General features: G+C 67.1%; 15 protein-coding genes. 10 read left to right on the top strand and 5 right to left on the bottom strand.

Features of this window, described 5'->3' with window-relative positions; all coding sequences use genetic code 11:
* Positions 1-122: 122 nt before the first annotated feature.
* From T8K17_RS04290 to T8K17_RS04280, 3 genes are read left to right on the top strand one after another with little or no spacing between them, the layout of a single operon-like run.
* Positions 123-5024, top strand: coding sequence for an NAD-glutamate dehydrogenase (locus T8K17_RS04290; RefSeq protein ID WP_322333272.1), 4902 nt, complete (start codon positions 123-125; stop codon positions 5022-5024).
* Positions 5021-5455, top strand: a complete 435-nt coding sequence (locus T8K17_RS04285) for a hypothetical protein (protein ID WP_322333271.1) — start codon at positions 5021-5023, stop codon at positions 5453-5455. Before T8K17_RS04290 ends, T8K17_RS04285 begins: the two co-directional genes overlap by 4 nt.
* Positions 5452-6711: an MFS transporter gene (locus T8K17_RS04280; RefSeq protein ID WP_322333270.1), complete on the top strand. Its 1260-nt coding sequence runs from the start codon at positions 5452-5454 to the stop codon at positions 6709-6711. Before T8K17_RS04285 ends, T8K17_RS04280 begins: the two co-directional genes overlap by 4 nt.
* A gap of 315 nt (positions 6712-7026) precedes the next feature.
* On the opposite strand, the gene T8K17_RS04275 is transcribed toward T8K17_RS04280, so the two are convergent.
* Positions 7027-7635, bottom strand: a complete 609-nt coding sequence (locus T8K17_RS04275) for an HNH endonuclease (protein WP_322333269.1) — start codon at positions 7633-7635, stop codon at positions 7027-7029.
* A gap of 230 nt (positions 7636-7865) precedes the next feature.
* A complete protein-coding gene (locus T8K17_RS04270) occupies positions 7866-8528 on the bottom strand; it encodes an alpha/beta hydrolase (protein WP_322333268.1) in 663 nt (220 codons plus the stop codon).
* Positions 8529-8582: 54 nt separating this feature from the next.
* Between T8K17_RS04270 and gluQRS the strand changes: the two genes are divergently transcribed.
* Positions 8583-9428, top strand: a complete 846-nt coding sequence (gene gluQRS, locus T8K17_RS04265; protein ID WP_322333267.1) for a tRNA glutamyl-Q(34) synthetase GluQRS — start codon at positions 8583-8585, stop codon at positions 9426-9428.
* A gap of 177 nt (positions 9429-9605) precedes the next feature.
* Positions 9606-9896 (top strand): GIY-YIG nuclease family protein, encoded by a 291-nt coding sequence (locus T8K17_RS04260; protein WP_322333266.1) that lies wholly within the window; start codon positions 9606-9608, stop codon positions 9894-9896.
* Positions 9897-10110: 214 nt separating this feature from the next.
* Here the strand turns inward: T8K17_RS04260 and T8K17_RS04255 are convergent, their stop codons facing one another.
* From T8K17_RS04255 to ubiE, 3 genes are read right to left on the bottom strand one after another with little or no spacing between them, the layout of a single operon-like run.
* Positions 10111-11016, bottom strand: coding sequence for a DUF4743 domain-containing protein (locus T8K17_RS04255; RefSeq protein ID WP_322333265.1), 906 nt, complete (start codon positions 11014-11016; stop codon positions 10111-10113).
* 34 nt (positions 11017-11050) lie between these two features.
* The gene (gene ubiB / locus T8K17_RS04250; protein ID WP_322333264.1) at positions 11051-12592 is read right to left on the bottom strand and encodes a 2-polyprenylphenol 6-hydroxylase; all 1542 of its coding nucleotides are present in this window, start codon (positions 12590-12592) and stop codon (positions 11051-11053) included.
* A 30-nt stretch (positions 12593-12622) separates the two neighbouring features.
* Entirely contained in the window at positions 12623-13450 is an 828-nt protein-coding gene (ubiE, locus tag T8K17_RS04245; RefSeq protein ID WP_322333263.1) for a bifunctional demethylmenaquinone methyltransferase/2-methoxy-6-polyprenyl-1,4-benzoquinol methylase UbiE, read from the bottom strand.
* 139 nt (positions 13451-13589) lie between these two features.
* On the opposite strand from ubiE, the gene mutM reads away from it, so the two are divergent.
* The 5 genes from mutM to dnaA all read left to right on the top strand — a co-directional run bounded on the left by mutM (position 13590) and on the right by dnaA (position 18433).
* The gene (gene mutM / locus T8K17_RS04240) at positions 13590-14420 is read left to right on the top strand and encodes a bifunctional DNA-formamidopyrimidine glycosylase/DNA-(apurinic or apyrimidinic site) lyase (protein WP_322333262.1); all 831 of its coding nucleotides are present in this window, start codon (positions 13590-13592) and stop codon (positions 14418-14420) included.
* 16 nt (positions 14421-14436) lie between these two features.
* Positions 14437-14817 carry a hypothetical protein gene (locus T8K17_RS04235; protein ID WP_322333261.1) on the top strand — a complete coding sequence of 127 codons (381 nt, stop codon included), beginning with the start codon at positions 14437-14439 and terminating at the stop codon, positions 14815-14817.
* 53 nt (positions 14818-14870) lie between these two features.
* Complete coding sequence (locus T8K17_RS04230) at positions 14871-15647, top strand: enoyl-CoA hydratase (RefSeq protein ID WP_322333260.1); 777 nt, start codon at positions 14871-14873, stop codon at positions 15645-15647.
* A 119-nt stretch (positions 15648-15766) separates the two neighbouring features.
* Entirely contained in the window at positions 15767-16033 is a 267-nt protein-coding gene (rpsT, locus tag T8K17_RS04225; RefSeq protein ID WP_322333259.1) for a 30S ribosomal protein S20, read from the top strand.
* A 999-nt stretch (positions 16034-17032) separates the two neighbouring features.
* Entirely contained in the window at positions 17033-18433 is a 1401-nt protein-coding gene (gene dnaA / locus T8K17_RS04220) for a chromosomal replication initiator protein DnaA (RefSeq protein WP_322333258.1), read from the top strand.
* The last annotated feature ends 112 nt before the right edge of the window (positions 18434-18545 follow it).

Raw genomic sequence — 18545 nt, 5'->3', positions numbered from 1 at the left:
GCGAAAAACCCTAATTTGTGAACTGTTTCCGGTCCTTCGGCCGTTCTGGTAGGCTCCATGCCGACCGCAAGGAGCCGTGCCGATGCGCGGTACGGCTTCCATAATTTATTGGGGGTACTGACATGCGCAGCCGCACTGAGACCCTGAAGGCGGAGAAGATCGACGCCGTCTGCGCCCTGGTTCTCGAGCGTTTGCAGGGAACCAAGGCGGAGACGGCACAGAGCTTCGTGCGTCAGTTCTTCGCCAACGTCGCCCCGCAGGATCTGATCGACGAGGAAGTCGAGGACCTGTTCGGCGCGGCGATCGCGATCTGGACCTTCGGGCGCGAGCGCAAGCCGGGCCAGGCCCGGATCCGCGCCTATAACCCCCGCTTCGAAGAGGTGGGCTGGCAGTCCACCCACACGGTCATCGAAATCGTGAACGACGACATGCCGTTCCTGGTGGATTCGGTGACCGCGGCGCTGAACCGTCGCGACATGACGGTCCATCTGGTGATCCACCCGATCCTGCGGGTGGTGCGCGACGGCAAGGGCTCGGTCACGACGCTGCTGGACGCCGACGGCAATGCCGACGGGGCGACCGGCGAAAGCTTCATGCATCTGCAGGTCTCCGAGCAGACCTCCTCGGACGCGCTGGCCGAGATCGAGCGGGATCTCGCCCAGGTGCTGGAGGACGTCCGGGCCGCCGTCGAGGACTGGCGCGCCATGCGCAAGACCATGGTGGACGTCATCGCCGGACTGGAGAAGGCGCCGCCCAAGGGCCAGAACAAGGCCGACCTGGAGGAGATCTGCGCCTTCCTGCGGTGGATCGAGGACAACCACTTCACCTTCCTCGGCTACCGTCAGTACGACTACAAGGCCAGCGGCAAGACGCTGCGCATGGAGGTGGTGGAGAACAGCGGTCTCGGCATCATCCGCCAGCCCGAGGTCAGCGTGTTCGACGGGTTGCGGGAGATCTCGGCGCTGCCGGACCAGGTGCAGGGCTTCCTGCTCGACCCCACGCCGCTGCTGGTGATGAAGGCCAATAAGGTCTCCACCGTGCACCGGCCGGTGCCGCTCGACTCGATCAGCGTCAAGAAGATCGACAAGTCCGGCAAGGTCGTCGGCGAGCATCGGTTCATCGGCCTGTTCACCTCGGTCGCCTATAACGAGAGCCCCAAGGAGATCCCGCTGCTGCGCCGGCGGGTGGAGAAGATCGTCGAGCGCGCCGGCTTCCGCCCGGCCAGCCATGACGGCAAGGCGCTGGTTAACATCCTGGAGACCTATCCCCGCGACGAGCTGTTCCAGGCCAGCGAGGACGAGCTGTTCGAGATCTCGATCGGCATCCTGCATCTCCAGGAGCGGCAGAAGACGGCGCTGTTCGTGCGCCGCGACGCCTTCGAGCGGTTCGTGAGCGCCCTGGTCTTCGTGCCGCGCGACCATTTCAACACCCAACTGCGCCAGCGTTTCCAGTCGATCCTGGCCGCCGCCTTCAACGGCGAGGTCACGGCCTTCTACACGCTGATGTCGGACAGCGTTCTCGCCCGCCTGCACTTCATCATCGCCACCACACGGGGCGAGATCCCCAAGGTGGATTTCGACGAGCTTGAACAGCGGCTGATCGATGCCGGCCGGAGTTGGGCCGACAAGCTTCACGACGCCCTGGTGACCGACAAGGGCGAGGAGGCCTCGCAGAAGCTGCTGCGGCGCTACGGGCCCGCCTTCCCGACCGCTTACAAGGAGGCCTATCCGGCCCATGCCGCGATCTTCGACATGGAGCGGATGGAGGAGATCCGGTCGGCCGACCAGCTGGGCATGAACCTGTTCCGCCCCATCGGGGTCGACGACGACGTCCTGCACCTGAAACTGTTCCATCGCGGCACGCCGGTGCCGTTGAGCGACGTCATGCCGATGCTGGAGAACATGGGCGTGCGCGTGCTCTCCGAAGTGCCGTTCGAGATCGAAGGCGGTGGGCTGGAGCATCCGATCTGGCTGCACGATTTCGAGATGCGGCTGCGGGCCGAGACGGAATGCGACCTCGCCACCATCAAGACGCCGTTCCAGGAGGCCTTCGCCGCCGTCTGGGACCGCCGGATGGAGAATGACGGGTTCAACGGCCTCGTGCTCAACGCCGGCCTGACCTGGCGCGAGGTCACCGTCATCCGCGCCTATGCCAAGTATCTGCGCCAGGCGGCCTTCACCTTCTCCCAGGACTACATGGAGGAGACCCTGCTGGCCTATGCGCCGATCGCGCGGCTGCTGGTGAAGCTGTTCGCCGCCCGCTTCGATCCGGCGGCAGAGCAGGGCCGGCAGAAAGCGGTCGAGGGACTGGAGGACAAGATCCACGCCGCGCTGGACGGGGTGGCCAACCTGGACCAGGACCGGATCCTGCGCCGCTTCCTGAACCTGATCCGCAGCACCCTGCGGACCAACTTCTACCAGATGGGGGAGGACGGTCAGCCGAAGAGCTACACCTCCTTCAAGCTGGACAGCCAGCAGATCCAGGACCTGCCGCTGCCGCGTCCGATGGTCGAGATCTGGGTCTACGGTCCCCGGGTCGAGGCCATCCACCTGCGCGGTGGCAAGGTGGCCCGTGGCGGCATCCGCTGGTCCGACCGGCGCGAGGATTTCCGCACCGAGATCCTCGGCCTGATGAAGGCCCAGCAGGTCAAGAACGCGGTCATCGTTCCGGTCGGCTCCAAGGGCGGCTTCGTGGTCAAGCGCCCGCCGGTGGGCGGCACCCGCGAGGAGATCCAGGCCGAAGGCATCGAGTGCTACAAGACCCTGATGCGCGGGATGCTGGACATCACCGACAACATCTCCGGTCCCGACATCATTCCGCCCAAGCACGTGGTGCGCTACGACGAGGACGACCCCTACCTGGTGGTGGCGGCCGACAAGGGCACGGCGACCTTCTCCGACATCGCCAACGGGGTGTCCCAGGATTACGGCTTCTGGCTGGACGACGCCTTCGCCTCCGGCGGCTCGGCCGGCTACGACCACAAGAAGATGGGGATCACCGCCCGGGGCGCCTGGGAGAGCGTGAAGCGCCACTTCCGCGAGCTCGGCCATAACACCCAGACCGAGGACTTCACCGTCGTCGGCTGCGGCGACATGTCGGGCGACGTGTTCGGCAACGGCATGCTGCTGTCCAAGCACATCCGCCTGATCGGCGCTTTCAACCACCTGCACATCTTCGTCGACCCCGATCCGGACCCGGCCAAGAGCTTCAAGGAGCGCCAGCGGCTGTTCGACATGCCGCGGTCGAGCTGGTCCGACTACAACACCAAGCTGATCTCAAAGGGCGGCGGCGTGTTCGACCGCTCGGCCAAGTCGATCAAGCTGACGGCGGAGATCAAGAAGGCCTTCGGCATGACCGAGGACACGGTGCCGCCGAGCGAGCTGATCCGCGCCATGCTGAAGGCGCAGGTGGATCTGCTCTGGTTCGGCGGCATCGGCACCTACATCAAGTCCGAGCGCGAGAGCAACGCGGATGTCGGCGACCGGGCGAACGACCCAGTGCGGATCGACGCCAAGGAGATCGGCGCCAAGGTGCTGGGCGAGGGCGCCAATCTCGGCGTCACCCAGCGCGGCCGCATCGAGGCCGGCCTGCGCGGCGTGAAGCTGAATACCGACGCCATCGACAACTCCGCCGGCGTCGACTGCTCCGACCATGAGGTCAACATCAAGATCCTGCTCGGCGCCATCGTGGCCGACGGGGACATGACCCTGAAGCAGCGCGACAAGCTGTTGGAGGCGATGACCGACGACGTGGCCGAGTTGGTTCTGGCGGACAACTACGACCAGACCCAGGCGCTGTCGGTGGCATCGCACAAGGGCCTGTCGCTGATCGACGCCCAGAGCCGGCTGATGCGCGAGCTGGAGCGCGGCCACCTGAAGCTGAACCGGCGCATCGAGTTCCTGCCGGACGACGAGGCCATCGCCGACCGGATCTCCGACGGTAAGGGGCTGACCCGCCCGGAACTGGCGGTGCTTCTCGCCTATGCCAAGATGGAGCTGTACGACGACCTGCTGGCCAGCGACCTGCCGGACGATCCGGCCCTGGCGGAGGATCTGGCGCTCTACTTCCCGGAGCGGCTGCGGGCCAAATACGGCAAGGCGATCACCGAGCACCGTCTGCGTCGGGAGATCATCGCCACCACGGTCACCAACTCGATGATCAACCGGGTCGGCGCGACCTTCCTCAACACCCTGCACGAGCAGACCGGCGCCAATCCGGCGGAGATCGCCCGGGCCTTCACCATCGTGCGCGACGTGTTCGGCCTGCGCGGGCTGTGGGACGCCATCGAGCGGCTCGACAACAAGGTGCCCGCCGCCCTGCAGACCCGCATGCTGCTGGACATCCAGCGGCTGGTGGAGCGCGAGACCCTGTGGTTCCTGCGCAACGGCCGCCGGCCGCTCGACATCGCCAGCCACGTCAACGAGTTCGAACCCGGCGTCAGCGCCCTGAAGGGCTGCCTGGTCGAGGTGATCGGCGACGTGGAGCGCGACGACCTCAACCTGGTCTGCGGCGAGCTGGCGGAGAAGGGCGTGCCGAAGGATCTGGCCCACGAGATCGCCTCGCTGGAGGCGCTGTCCTCGGCCTGCGACGTGGTCCGTCTGGCCCTGGCCTCGAAGTCCGAGGTGCGGACCGTGGCGATCGTCTACTTCAAGGTCGGCGCGCGGTTCTCGCTCGACTGGCTGCGCGACCGGGCGCTCGAACTGGCGGCCGACACCTACTGGCAGAAGATGGCGGTGAACGCCCTGGTGGACGACTTCTACCAGCATCAGAGCCAGCTTGCGCAGAACGTGCTCGGCCATGTGGACACGGCCAAGGGAAGCGGCAAGGGCAAGGGGAAGAAGGCCGACAGCGCGACGGCCGACGTGGCCCTTACAGACGCGGCGATCGCCGCGTGGAGCGAGGGCCGTCCGGACGATGTGGAGCGGGCCGACCGTCTGCTCGACGACATCCGCGCCGCCGACCACGTGGACCTGGCCATGCTGGCCGTGGCCAACGGCCAGATGCGCGCGTTGCTGACGCGATGACGCCGGACGGCGGGTGTCCTCCGCTGAGCGTGGCGAGCGGGGAGCATGTGGGCGGGCGGATCTCGTGGGAGGTCGATTATCGGCGGCTGGTCCTGACCATCCGCCTGACCGGCGGCGTGACCGACGACGACCTGACCGGCGGTATCCCGGAGATCTGGGTCCGGCACCCGGAAGTGCTCGACTGCGCCACCCTGGTCGATGCCCGCCACCTGACCGGCGAAGGCAATTACGGCTGGCGCGGTCTGCGGGATGTGGCGGCCGCCTGGCGGCGTTTCGCCATGGGCCGCGACATGGGCACCAAGGTGGCGATCGTGTTGCGTGATACCCTGCTCGCCAAGCTTGTCCGGGCGGTCAGCTTCGACTACCCGGGTTCCGTATTCCGGATCTTCTTCTCCCTGGACGACGCCGAGGACTGGTTGGGCATGCGATGAGCCGTTTCCCCCGCGCACCGGTCATCGGCTGGTGCCTGTACGACTGGGCGAACTCCGCCTTTCCGACGGTGATCTCGACCTTCGTCTTCGCCGCCTATTTCACCAAGGCGGTGGCGCCGGACGAGACCACGGGCACCTTCCTGTGGGGCAACGCCACGGCCGTCGCCGCGGTCTGCATCGCCGTGCTGAGCCCGGTCCTGGGCGCGATCGCCGACCGCACGGGCAAGCGCAAGCCGTGGCTGGCCGTGTTCTCGCTGGTCTGCATCCTGGCCTCGGCCGCCTTGTGGACGGTCGAGCCCGACCCGTCCTTCATCACCCGGGCCCTGGTGCTGGTGATCGTCGCCACGCTCGGTTTCGAGTTCGCAACGATCTTCTACAACGCCATGCTGGCGGAGGTCGCACCGTCGGACAAGATCGGCCGGGTCAGCGGGCTGGGTTGGGGTCTTGGCTATTTCGGCGGGCTCGCCTGCCTGGTGGCGGCGCTGTTCGGCTTCATCCAGGCCGACCCGCCACCCTTCGGCATGGGCGATCATGCCGAGGAACCGGTGCGGGCGACCTTCGTTCTGGTGGCGGTCTGGTTCGCGGTGTTCTGCCTGCCGCTCTTCCTGTTCGTGCCGGAATCCCGTCTGAAGGAGAAAGAGGGCCTGGACGAGGCGGTGGGCGACGGGCTGAAGCGGATCTGGACCACCCTGCGCCGCCTGCGCTGGTCGCAGCCGGTGACCCGGTTCCTGGTGGCGCGGATGCTCTATGCCGACGGTCTGACCACCCTGTTCACCTTCGGCGGGATCTACGCCGCGGGCACCTTTGGCATGGACTTCGACGAGATCATCCTGTTCGGAATCTCGCTGAACGTGACCGCCGGGATCGGGGCGGCGGCGTTCGGCTGGATCGACGACCGGATCGGATCGAAGCGAACGATCTTCTTCGCGCTGATTGGGCTGGTGGTGTTTGGAACCGCGGCCCTGCTGGCGCCGGACAAAACCTGGTTCTGGGGCATCGGCATGGCGCTCGGCACCTTCATGGGCCCGGCCCAGGCGGCCTCGCGCACCTACATGGCCAAGCTTGCCCCGCCGGACCAGCGGGCGGAGATGTTCGGCCTGTTCGCTCTTTCCGGAAAGGCAACGAACTTCGCCGGCCCACTGGTGCTGGGATGGGCGACGCTGGCCTTCGACAGCCAGCGCGCGGGCATGGCGACGATCGTGCTGTTCCTGGTGGCCGGCCTGGCGCTGCTGACGACGGTGCGCGACCAGCGGTAGGGGCTCTTTTCCCCTCCCCCTCACACACTCCCCGGATTCATTCCGGGGCCTACCCCAGGATCGGCATGAGCCGGGTCCATGGACCCCGGAATGAATCCGGGGAGTTGTGAGGAAAAAGGTAAAGAGGATGTTGAGGAAAGCCGGCTTCGCTCCGGCGTTCTCCCTCACTCATCCTTTATCACTCCCCGGATTTATTCCGGGGGAACCGGCGCCATTTGGGCGGGCGTTCGGGAACAGGGGTGAAACGGGCCGCATGCCACTTGGGCTTGCCCTGGAATGAATCCGGGGAGTGTCTGAGGGAAAAGAAAAGCCCCCTCAGAACGCCGGTGAGGTCGCGGTGATCCGGGTGAGGCCGTCGCCCAACTCGTCGTGTTCCAGCTCGATGTCCCAGTACAGGTAATCGCGCCAGCTCTCATGCAGGTAGTTCGGCGGGAAGCTGCGGCCGCTCTGCTGCAGCTCGTAGGCGGTGGGCTGTTTCGGCGCGGTGATCGGGATCATGCCGATATCGCGCGGCATGTGGTTGCCCTTCACCAGATTGCAGGCCCCGCAGGCGGTGACCACGTTCTCCCAGCTCGTCCGCCCGCCGCGCGAGCGGGGAATGACGTGGTCGAAGGTCAGCTCCTGGGTCGGAAAGCGGTCGGCGCAGTACTGGCAGGAGAACCGGTCGCGCAGGAACACGTTGAACCGAGTGAAGGCCGGACGGCGCGACTGGTGGACGTATTCCTTCAGCGCGATCACGCTGGGCAGCCGCATCTCGAAGCTCGGGCTGCGCACGGTGGTGTCGTATTCGGAGACGATGTTCACCCGGTCGAGGAACACCGCCTTGACGGCGTCCTGCCAGGACCAGAGCGACAACGGGAAATAGGAGAGCGGCCGGAAATCGGCATTGAGGACGAGCGCGGGTGCTGCGTCCGGGCCCGTCACCGCGCGCTCCTCCGGAATCCCGGCAGGACACGCGGCGCGCGACTAGGGAGAGCCGTGGTGTGCCACGCCGCACTTTGCTGCGTGGTCTGCCACAATATCTTGTCGTCCCATTCGCTTCGCATCGCAGTGACCGCCCATGTGTTGGGGAGTTCGTGCCAGGCTTCGAGGCGCTATATATCTATATGTTGTTACAGTTTTATGGTCCCGACAAGACCCCTCGCGGGGCTTCCTCAAACCCCAAGAACTCTCCGCAGAAACGCCGCCCCGGCCCCCAGCCCGACCTCGTCGATGCCGTGGCCGAGACCCGGCCGGCCGATCGATTCGACCGCCACGCCGGCCGAGCTCAGGCCGGCCTGGGCCGCCTCCATGGCGCCGAAGGGCACGATCTCGTCGGCGGTCCCATGGACCAGCAGCACCGGCGGCTTGGCGGTGACCGGATCGTCAGGCAGGTCGCCGGCGATCAGCGCGCCGGAATACCCCACGATGCCGGCGATCGGCGCCGGCCGGCGCAGGGCGGTATAGAGCGACATCATGGTGCCCTGGCTGAAGCCGACCAGAGCGAGCTTGTCGGGGCCGAGGCCCAGGCGCTCCAGCTCGGCGTCGAGAAAGGCGTTCAGCAGGGGGGCGGCGGTCCGGATGCCGGCGAGCATGTCGGCCGGATCGCGGCTCTGCAGGCTGAACCACTGGCGGCCGAACGGCGCCATGTCGCAGGGAAACGGTGCGTTGGGCGAAGAGAAGGCGACCGAGCCCATCTCGCGGGCCCAGACCGGGGCGATGCCGATCAGGTCGTTCCCGTCGGCGCCCAGACCGTGCAGCATCACCACCAGGGCTTCCGCCGTCCCGCCGTTCGCCGGTCCGAAGCGCGGGCCGTCGAGCTGGGTCGTCTCCGTCATGATCGTCTCATCCGTCCAGTTGACCGCTGCGGACCCTAGCGCTACCGAGGCTGCATGACCACCACCCGCTTCGCGCCGAGTCCGACCGGGCTGCTGCATCTGGGCCACGCCTATTCGGCGCTGCATGCGGCCTCGTTCGTCGACCGGAAAGCGGGGGACCGGTTCCTGGTCCGACTGGAAGATATCGACATCGCCCGCTGCCGGCCGGAATTCGAGGCGGCGATCCTGGAGGATCTGGCCTGGCTGGGACTGGACTGGGAGCGTCCGGTGCGCCGGCAGTCGGACCACATGGACGACTACCGCGCCGCGCTGGACCGGCTGGAGGGGATGGGGCTGCTCTACAAGTGCTTCCATTCCCGCAAGGAGTTGGACGAGGCCCTGTCGGCGCCGCACAACCGCCCGATGATGGGCCCGGACGGCCCGGCCGTGACCGGGACCGACGCCCTGATGCCGCAGGACGAACGCGCCCGGCGCGAGGCGGCGGGGGAGCCCTATGCCCTGCGCCTGCGCATGGAAGAGGCGGTGCGCCGGGCGGGGCCGCTGACCTGGCGCGACCGGACCCATGGCGAGCAGGCGGCGCGGCCGGAGGTCTTCGGCGACGTGGTGCTGGCCCGCAAGGACGTGGCGACCTCCTACCATCTGGCGGTGACGGTGGACGACGCGCTGCAGGGGGTGACGCTGGTGACGCGGGGCGAGGACCTGTTCCAGGCGAGCCACGTCCACCGCCTGCTCCAGGCGCTGCTCGACCTCCCGGCGCCGGACTACGCGCATCATCCGCTGCTGGTCGACCCGGAAACCGGCCGCCGCTTCGCCAAGCGCGACCGCTCGCTGACGCTGAAGGCCTTGCGGGACAGCGGGGTGAGCGCGGCGGAGGTACGGACGCGGGTGGGGTTCGGTTGACCCTCCCTCTCTCACACTCCCCGGATTTATTCCGGGGTAATCCCATGGCCAGGCGTGGAAGCTCATTCTAAGTGCCCGGCGCCCGCCCAAGCTGATCGGATTGCCCCGGAATAAATCCGGGGAGTGATCGGAGGTGGGGAGGAACGAAAATCCCTTTGGACCGCCCATCGCCCGGGCATGAGCTTCTTCGTCTACATCCTGGTCGACCGACCCTACGGCCGGCTGTATGTCGGGCGCACGAGCGATCTGCGGCGCAGGATCCGACAGCACAGGACGAAGGCGCTCCCCGGTTTCACCGCCGAGCATGGCATCTCGACGCTGGTGTATTTCGAGGCACATGAAACGTTGGAGCCGGCCTGGCGCCGAGAGCGAACGCTGAAGCGCTGGCGGCGGGAATGGAAGTTCAACCTGATCGAACGGGACAATCCGCAGTGGCGGGATCTCGCCGCCGACTGGTTCGATGAATGATCGCCCACCTTCCCCCTGCCTCACTCCCCGGATTCATTCCGGGGCAATCCGATCGGCCTGGACGGGCGGCGGGTGAGATCGATGAACCGTGACGCATTCCTCTGGGGATCACCCCGGAATGAATCCGGGGAGTGAGAAAGAGGGGAAGGGCGGCAAAGAACGCGCTGAGCACATCAGTGATCCGCTCGGTACCGCGCCCGGCCCCACCCGCCCCCTACGGAAACGCCGCGTGCAACCCAGTGCAGAGCTCCAGGTAGTCCGGGTGGTCCGGGTCGATCCGACCGGTCCGCAGCAGCCAGTCGATCACCACCAGGTTGCAGTTGTACTTGAACCCCTCCGGCCCGTGGACCACGCCACGCTCGACGATCTCCGCGACCTCGCGCCAGGGCAGCAGCATGAACTCCGCCACCTCGCCGTCCACCGGCCGCGGGACGAAATCCTCCGGCAGGGCCAGGTCGTAGACCCAGAAGGCATGGCGCCGCAGTCCGCCGCCCATCTCGCCGCCGCGGCTGGAGGGGCCGTCATCGTCGACTTCCATGGTGTAGGAGACCATCCCGGCCGGCCGCGCCTGCCGGGCCAGAGGCTCGGCGATGCCCGCCTCCTCGGCGCATTCCTTGATCAGGTTCTCCTGGGCCGAGTAGCCGACCGGATGGCCGCCGGCGACGATGTTGTCGAGGCTGCCCGGATAGGTGCTCTTGTCCCAGGCCCGGCGCGCCACCCACATCTGCGCGTCGTCGCCCCGGCCGACCACGCCGTTCAGGTGGAAGCCGCGGTTGACGATGCCGAACGCGGTCGCCGCCGAGCGGTCGATCTCGAAGACCGGCGCGTCCGACAGCCGCTCGATCACCGGATATTTCTCGCCGCGCCGCCGGGGCAGCAGCCCGTCCTCGGACAGCGCCGCCAGGGCCTCGTCCACCGCCTCGGTGCGGTCCGCGTAGGTGGTCAGGCGCGGATCCAGATGCACCAGGTCCTCGAACACATGGAACAGGCCGCCGAAGCGGCGCAGCTCCAGGGACAGGGCCCGGCGCATCAGCCCGACCCGGGCCTGGCCGACCCGGAAGGGCACGAAGTCCTTCAGGTCGTGGGCGTTGCAGAAGCGGATGTGGTCGATGAAGGCCATGGGACTCGGACGGTGGGGGTCTGGGAGGGTGGGGTCAGGACAGCAGCATGCCGAAAAGCAGGCCCAGCGCCAGGGCGACGCCCACCGGCCAATAGGCGCGCCGCGCCCGCTCCCGGGCCATCAGCCGTACCGTGTCGGGATGCAGCCGCAGGCCGCCTTCCTCCACATGACTGAGCGCCATGTCAGCATGGCGGATCAGCGAGGGCAGCCGCTCCAGCCCGCGCAGGATGTCGGCCCCGGCCCGGGCGATGCGCGCCTCGGGTCCCCGGTTCTCGCGCATCCACTCCTCGATCAGCGGCCGCGCCAGCTCCCACATGTTCACGTTAGGGTTCAGGCGCCGGCCGACGCCTTCGGACACGACCATGGTCTTGTGCAGCAGCAGGAGCTGGGGCTGGGCCTCCATCTCGAAGGTCTCGGCGATGCGCAGCACCTGGCCGAGCAGCTTGGCGACCGACACCTCGTTCAGCGGCTTGTCCATCAGCGGCTCGCCGATCGAGCGCACCGCCTGGGTGAACAGGTCGATCGACTTGTTCGCGGGCACCATGCCCATGCGGAAATGCACCTCGGCCACCGAGCGCCAGTTGCCCAGCAGGAACCCGGTCAGGGTGTCGGCGAGATAGTAGCGGGTCTCCAGATCGAGCCGTCCCATGATGCCGAAATCGACCGGGACCAGGACCCCCTCGGGGGTGACCAGCATGTTGCCCGGATGCATGTCGGCATGGAAGAAGCCGTCGCGGAAGACCTGGTTGAAGAACACCGCCGCCGAGCGCGACAGCAGCACGGTCGGGTCGAGCCCGGCCTTGGCCAGCGCCTCGGTGTCGTCGATCCGGCAGCCGTCGATCCACTGGTTGGTGAAGACCCGGCGGGTGGTGCGCTCCCAGTCGACCTCCGCCACGGCGAAGGTGGTGTCGCCGGTGAAGTTCTCCGCCAGTTCCACCGCGGCGGCCGCTTCCAGCCGCAGGTCCATCTCGATCTCCACGGTTTCGCGGAAGACCTCGACGGTATCGACCGGTTTGAAGCGGTGGGACCAGGGCAGGTGGCGCTGCAGGGTCTCGGCGATCCAGGAGAACAGGTCGAGATCCCGGGCAACGGCGACCTCGATGCCGGGCCGCAGGATCTTCACCGCCACCCGCCGGCCGTCGGTGGTGACGGCCCGGTGCACCTGGGCGATGGAGGCCGCGGCGATCGGCTTGGTCTCGAATTGGGCGAACAGGGTCTCCACCGGCGCGTCCAGCTCGTATTCCAGGGTCTGGCGGGCCACCGTCTCGTCGAACGGGGCGAGGCGGTCCTGGAGCTGGGTGAGGTCCTCCGACGCCTGTTCGCCGATCAGGTCGGCCCGGGTCGCCATGGACTGGCCGAGCTTGATGAAGGTAGGGCCGAGCCGGGTCAGGGCGGCGGCGAGGCGCTGGCCCCAGCGTCCGCTGACCGAGGGACTGCGCAGGTGCCGGGCGAGGCGGGCCAGGCCGGAGATCGTCGGCGCCTCCGCCACCGTTTCCAGCGGCTCGAACACGCCGTGCCGGGCCAGGACCCAGAGGATGCGGAACAGCCGGATCAGGTTGCGCAGGGAGCGGATCATGGGGAGCGGATCACAGGGAGCTTGCCATGCCTACAGGCGCCAGCCCGAATGGATCGCCGCGATCCCGGCCGACAGGTTGCGCCATTTCACGTGCTCCAACCCGACCCGGCGCATCCGCTCCGCCAGATCCTGCTGGTCCGGGAAGCGGCGGATGCTCTCCGCCAGATACTGATAGGCCGGCCGGTCCTTGGCCACCTTGTCGCCGAGCCAGGGCAGGACCTTGAAGGAATAGGTGTCGTAGATCGGGTCGAGCCAGCCCTGGGTGGGTCGGGAGAACTCCAGGCACATGAACCGTCCGCCGGGGCGCAGCACCCGGGTCATCTCCGCCAGGGCGCGGTCGATGCGGGTCACGTTGCGCAGGCCGAAGGCGATGGTCACCCGGTCGACCGAGCCGTCGGCCAGCGGCAGGTCCTCGGCATTGCCGACGACCCAGTCCACGGCGTCGTCGCCGCCGGCCTTCGCCAGCCGGTCGCGGCCGACGGCGATCATCTCGGCATTGATGTCGCAGACGGTGACGGGACCGCCGCCGCGCTTGCGCCACAGGGCGGCAATGTCGCCGGTGCCGCCGGCCACGTCCAGCAGCCGGTGGCCCGGACGCGGCGCCAGCCAGTCGGCGAAGGCCTGCTTCCACACCCGGTGGATGCCGAGGCTCATCAGGTCGTTCATGACGTCGTAGGAGGTCGCGACGCTGTCGAACACCTCGCGGACCCGCGCGCTCTTCTCCTCCACGGAGACCGAGGCGAAGCCGAAATCGGTCACGCCGTCGCGGATCTTCGGATCGGCGGCCGACGGATCGCCCGCGGCCGTCTTCAGGGAAGGGGTCTTTGTCGAATTCGCGTTCTTGCCGTCGGCAGCCATCGCGTCTGCACCCGCCCACCGGTTTCGGTCTGACGTGGATTAGGCTCCTCGGCCTCCGGAATCAAGGCCGGCCGCCCGCCGGCGTCTCGGCCAATCTGCCGCTTGGCCTGCGGCGGGCGTCGGGATACCGTCCGCCGTCATGCCTGAATTGCCCGAAGTCGAAACCGTGATGCGCGGCCTCGCCGCCCGCCTGGACGGCCGCACCCTGGCCGCGGTCGAGGTGCGCCGACCGGACCTGCGCTGGCCGCTGCCCGAGCGCATGGCCGAGCGGCTGACCGGCCGCCGGATCCTCGGCCTGCGCCGCCGGGCCAAGTACATCCTGGTCGATCTGGACGACGGGACGAGCTGGATGATCCATCTGGGCATGTCCGGCCGGATGCTGATCTCCGACGGGGAGAAGCCGCCGCTGGAGGTGCACGATCACGTGGTCTTCCGCACCGATGACGGCACCTGGGTGAAGTTCAACGACGCCCGGCGCTTCGGCATGATGGACCTGTGGCCGACCCAGGAGGTCGAGCGGCACAAGCTGCTCAAGGGCATCGGGCCGGAGCCCCTGGGCAACGCCTTCAACGGCCCGGCGCTGGAATCCGCGCTGGCCGGCAAATACACCCCGATCAAGGCCGCCCTGCTCGACCAGAAGGTGGTGGCCGGGGTCGGCAACATCTATGCCTGCGAGGCGCTGCACCGCTCCGGCATCTCGCCCCGCCGGCTGGCCCTGAACGTCTGGGGCAGCCGGGCGGAACGGCTGGCCGAGGCGGTCCGAACCGTGCTGACCGAGGCGATCGCGGCGGGCGGCTCCAGCCTGCGCGACCACCGCCAGGTCTCGGGCGAACTCGGCTATTTCCAGCACACCTTTCGGGTGTACGATCGCGAGGGGGAGGGATGTCCGACCCCGGAATGCGGCGGCACGGTGAAACGGCTGGTGCAGTCCGGGCGGTCCACTTTCTATTGTCCCCGCTGTCAACGCTGAGGTAGAAGCCGGCGCCATGAGCCTGCCGTTCCGACGCGCCAAACCGTCCGCCCTCGCCATTCTGGCGGTGGCGGTGCTGATGATTGTCCGCTTACCGGCCCTGGCCGACGGACAGTTCGTCGATGGCATCGAGGATCTGCCCCTGATGCCGGAGCTGCAGAGCGTCCCGGCCGCGAGCGTCGATTTCGACGGGCTCGCGGGCCGGATCGTCGTCGCCTTCGCCGAAGGCAAGGTAGCCATGGAGGATGTCCGTGCGTTCTACGACGCCACACTGCCCCAGCTCGGCTGGGACAGGCTGGAGGCGGATCGCTGGGCGCGCGCGGGCGAGGAGTTGAGTCTCGACGCGGTGGCGGAGCGGGGCGGACTGGTTGTCCGCTTCGAGCTCGTGCCGCGATGATCACAACCGCCGCCGTCCTCCGGGACGGCCGGCGTGACCCGGGAGTGGCCGTGATGGCTTATGAGAACATTCTGACCGAGACGCGCGGCAACGTCGCGCTGATCACCCTGAACCGTCCCAAGGCGCTGAACGCTCTGTCCTCGCCGCTGATGGCGGAGCTGGGCAAGGCGCTGCTGGAGGCCGATGCCAATGCCGAGATCGGCTGCATCGTCGTCACCGGCAGCGAGAAGGCCTTCGCCGCCGGCGCGGACATCAAGGAGATGCAGTCCAAGGAGTTCGCCGACGCCTATGTGGAGGATTTCATCACCTCCGGGTGGGAGACCATCCTGCGGGTCCGCAAGCCGGTGATCGCCGCGGTGGCGGGCTACGCGCTCGGCGGCGGCTGCGAACTGGCGATGATGTGCGACTTCATCATCGCCGCCGACAGCGCCAAGTTCGGCCAGCCGGAGATCAATCTGGGCGTCATACCGGGGGCCGGCGGCTCCCAGCGCCTGACCCGCTTCGTCGGCAAGTCCAAGGCGATGGACATGGTGCTGACCGGCCGCAACATGGATGCCCAGGAGGCCGAGCGCTCGGGCCTGGTCAGCCGCATCGTGCCGGCGGCCGACCTGCTGGACGAGGCGATGAAGGTCGCCGGCCGCATTGCCGATCTGTCGCTGCCGTCGGTCATGATGGCCAAGGAGGCGGTGAACCGCAGTTACGAGACCACCCTCAGCGAGGGCGTGCGCTTCGAGCGGCGCCTGTTCCACTCGCTGTTCGCGACCGAAGACCAGAAGGAAGGCATGGCGGCCTTCGTCGAGAAACGCCAGCCGGTCTTCAAGAATCGCTGATTCCGCGACTCATTGAGCCCAAAGAATCGAACAGGGCGCCGCGAGTCATTGTTGACGCAGTCCGGGTCGGCAGTTATAAGCGCGCCTTCCACGGACCTGCCGTACTTTGAGAGAAGAACATGGCCAACCACGCTTCAGCCGAAAAGCGCATCCGGCGCAACGCACGGCGGTACGAGATCAATCACGCGCGCATCTCGCGCATCCGCACCCACGTCAAGCGCGTCGAGAAGGCGATCGCCGCCGGCGACAAGACCGCCGCGATGGAGGCTTTCAAGGCCGCCCAGCCGGAGATGCAGCGCGGGGTCGTCAAGGGCGTCCTGCACCGCAACACGGTCGCGCGCAAGCTGTCCCGCCTGAACACGGCGATCAAGTCGATCGGCGCCTGACACCAGGTTCCGACTGGCGTGCATTCTGACTGACTCCACGACGAGGAAGCCGCCGGTTCCGGCGGCTTTTTTGTTGCCGGAGGCTGGCGGGCGCTGCCGTGTGCCGGGTCAAAATGATCCGGCCGTCCGGCAAGATTTCCGCGCGCCATGCGGGCCGTGAGTCAAGACTTTGGCCCCTGGCCGTCTCTGGAAGATGGAACCTCCTGGTGAATCACAGAGATTCAGGACTTCCCGTGGGGAAGACCCCCGGGGGCGGAAGCACGCGCTCGTTGTATCGGGGGTGATAACAAGAATCCGGAAGGGGACTTTTGACCCACTTCTTATGATTGTTCCGTCTTGCTTGAAATAATACCGACTACCTGGATGACAATCCGGTGACGCGGGTTAGCAATCTGAATCCCAAACCCGATTCTGAGCGATGAACCAGTTGGCCCGATTCGTTCAGGCTGAGATGAGGAAAGCGGCCCAATCGGCTGAATCGAAAAGACTCTTCTGAGGGGGTGTGTTCCTCTTGCACAGGGGCACGAAAAAAAATCGTCACAGAGTGTTCGACTCGGTTGCGTGCCGATGGCCTGCCGAGTACCTTAGCAATCTCACCGGACACGACGAGTTGCGAAACATAAGGAATAAAGATGTTAAGTAATTCGTCTAATAAATGGTGGACTTTCATTCGATTGAATGGATTTTCCCGGCTTAAGTTCTCAGGGTGAGTTTCCGTATATTGGCTCGATACTGAGCGGGGCGGCGTTCGCCGCGACGCTATGGGTGCGTGTAGACGATCGAATGACATCGGTGCGGCGGTGGTAGGGATGCCGCCGCTGTTGGTTGGGCAAGAGGGATCGCCGCCTGTCGGGATCCGGAAGAAATGCGAGGGAAGGACGGTGACACGGATCGGCTGGGGGAGCCAATCGGGGGATGTATCGTCAAAGTGGAACTATTGGAGCATCGCGCTGACCAGGAACGACCGGCCGGCGGGCGATCTTTCGAGGGAGGGTCGTCATGGCTGAATTGGCGGATCGGGACGGGCTGGCGGCCCAGTGGGCGCGGGTCAAGACGCGCCTGCGGTCTGAATGCGGCGAGACGGCGTATCGCGGCTGGCTGAAGTCGCTGACGCTGGCGCGCCGCGACGGCCAGGTCGTGTACCTGGCCATCCCGTCGAAATTCGAGCGGGACCGCGTGGTCACACAATACGGGGACCGTCTGCGCGGTCTCTGGCAGGGCGAGGACCCGGCCATCGCCTCGGTCGAGGTGGTGGCGGCCGCCGCGCGTCCGGAGGCGGGCCTGCGGGCCGTGCCGGAGGCGATCGCGGAGCCGGCGGAAGAGGCCGCTTATCCGGCCGAGCCGGTGGCCGTGGAGCCGCCGAGCGACCTGAGCGCCATCTCGGCATCGCTCGACGCGCGCTTCACCTTCGACAACTTCGTCGTCGGCAAGCCGAACGAACTGGCCTTCGCCGCCGCCCGCCGGGTGGCGGAAAGCGAGACCGTGCCGTTCAACCCGCTGTTCCTGTATGGCGGGGTCGGCCTCGGCAAGACCCACCTGATGCATGCCATCGCCTGGGAGATCCGCAAGAACCACCCTCAGCGGCGGGTCCTGTATCTCTCGGCCGAGAAGTTCATGTACCAGTTCATCCGCGCCCTGCGGTACCGGGACACGGTCGCCTTCAAGGACCTGTTCCGCTCCGTCGACGTGCTGATGATCGACGACGTGCAGTTCATCAGCGGCAAGGACAGCACCCAGGAAGAGTTCTTCCACACCTTCAACGCCCTGGTGGACAACAACCGCCAGGTCGTGATCTCCGCCGACAAGAGCCCGACCAATCTGGACGGGCTGGAGGAGCGGCTGCGCTCCCGCCTGGGCTGGGGTCTGGTGGCCGACATCCACCCCACCGACTACGAGCTGCGCCTGGGCATCCTGCAGTCCAAGGTCGAGCGGGTGGACGCGGACATTCCGCCGAAGGTCATGGAGTTCCTGTCGCACAAGATCAGCTCCAACGTCCGCGAGCTGGAAGGCGCGCTGAACCGCGTGGTGGCCCATTCGACCCTGGTCGGCCGGGCGATCACCCTGGAGATGGTGCAGGAGGTCCTGTCCGACCTGCTGAAGGCCAACGACCGCCGGGTGACGATCGAGGAGATCCAGCGCCAGGTCGCGTCGCACTACAACATGCGGATCTCCGACATGTACTCGGCCCGCCGGGCCCGGGCGATCGCCCGGCCGCGGCAGATCGCCATGTACCTGTCGAAGCATCTCACCCAGCGCTCCCTGCCGGAGATCGGCCGCAAGTTCGGCGGCCGCGACCACACGACGGTCATGCACGCCGTCAAGAAGGTCGACGAGCTGCGGGCCACGGACCGTCATTTCGACGCCGATGTGGACCTGCTGCGGCGGATGCTGGAGGGGTGAGTCCCTTGCCGTCCGGCGGTGGCGGAAACCGCCTCGCCGGACGGTGAAAAACTCCCTGTGCACAAGCGTTTCGTGCTATAAACTCTGACTTTCGATTCGCCGGGTCGCGGGC

It is taken from the genome of Thalassobaculum sp. OXR-137, assembly GCF_034377285.1.
GTDB lineage: Bacteria > Pseudomonadota > Alphaproteobacteria > Thalassobaculales > Thalassobaculaceae > Thalassobaculum.
This window is presented reverse-complemented; position numbering and strand designations above follow the sequence as displayed.

Bases quoted from the DNA above. Each gene is read 5' to 3' on its own strand.
- T8K17_RS04290 (WP_322333272.1), top strand. From the start codon at position 123: ATGCGCAGCCGCACTGAGACCCTGAAGGCGGAGAAGATCGACGCCGTC.
- T8K17_RS04285 (WP_322333271.1), top strand. From the start codon at position 5,021: ATGACGCCGGACGGCGGGTGTCCTCCGCTGAGCGTGGCGAGCGGGGAG.
- T8K17_RS04280 (WP_322333270.1), top strand. From the start codon at position 5,452: ATGAGCCGTTTCCCCCGCGCACCGGTCATCGGCTGGTGCCTGTACGAC.
- T8K17_RS04270 (WP_322333268.1), bottom strand. From the start codon at position 8,528: ATGACGGAGACGACCCAGCTCGACGGCCCGCGCTTCGGACCGGCGAAC.
- gluQRS (WP_322333267.1), top strand. From the start codon at position 8,583: ATGACCACCACCCGCTTCGCGCCGAGTCCGACCGGGCTGCTGCATCTG.
- T8K17_RS04260 (WP_322333266.1), top strand. From the start codon at position 9,606: ATGAGCTTCTTCGTCTACATCCTGGTCGACCGACCCTACGGCCGGCTG.
- T8K17_RS04255 (WP_322333265.1), bottom strand. From the start codon at position 11,016: ATGGCCTTCATCGACCACATCCGCTTCTGCAACGCCCACGACCTGAAG.
- ubiB (WP_322333264.1), bottom strand. From the start codon at position 12,592: ATGATCCGCTCCCTGCGCAACCTGATCCGGCTGTTCCGCATCCTCTGG.
- ubiE (WP_322333263.1), bottom strand. From the start codon at position 13,450: ATGGCTGCCGACGGCAAGAACGCGAATTCGACAAAGACCCCTTCCCTG.
- mutM (WP_322333262.1), top strand. From the start codon at position 13,590: ATGCCTGAATTGCCCGAAGTCGAAACCGTGATGCGCGGCCTCGCCGCC.
- T8K17_RS04235 (WP_322333261.1), top strand. From the start codon at position 14,437: ATGAGCCTGCCGTTCCGACGCGCCAAACCGTCCGCCCTCGCCATTCTG.
- T8K17_RS04230 (WP_322333260.1), top strand. From the start codon at position 14,871: ATGGCTTATGAGAACATTCTGACCGAGACGCGCGGCAACGTCGCGCTG.
- rpsT (WP_322333259.1), top strand. From the start codon at position 15,767: ATGGCCAACCACGCTTCAGCCGAAAAGCGCATCCGGCGCAACGCACGG.
- dnaA (WP_322333258.1), top strand. From the start codon at position 17,033: ATGGCTGAATTGGCGGATCGGGACGGGCTGGCGGCCCAGTGGGCGCGG.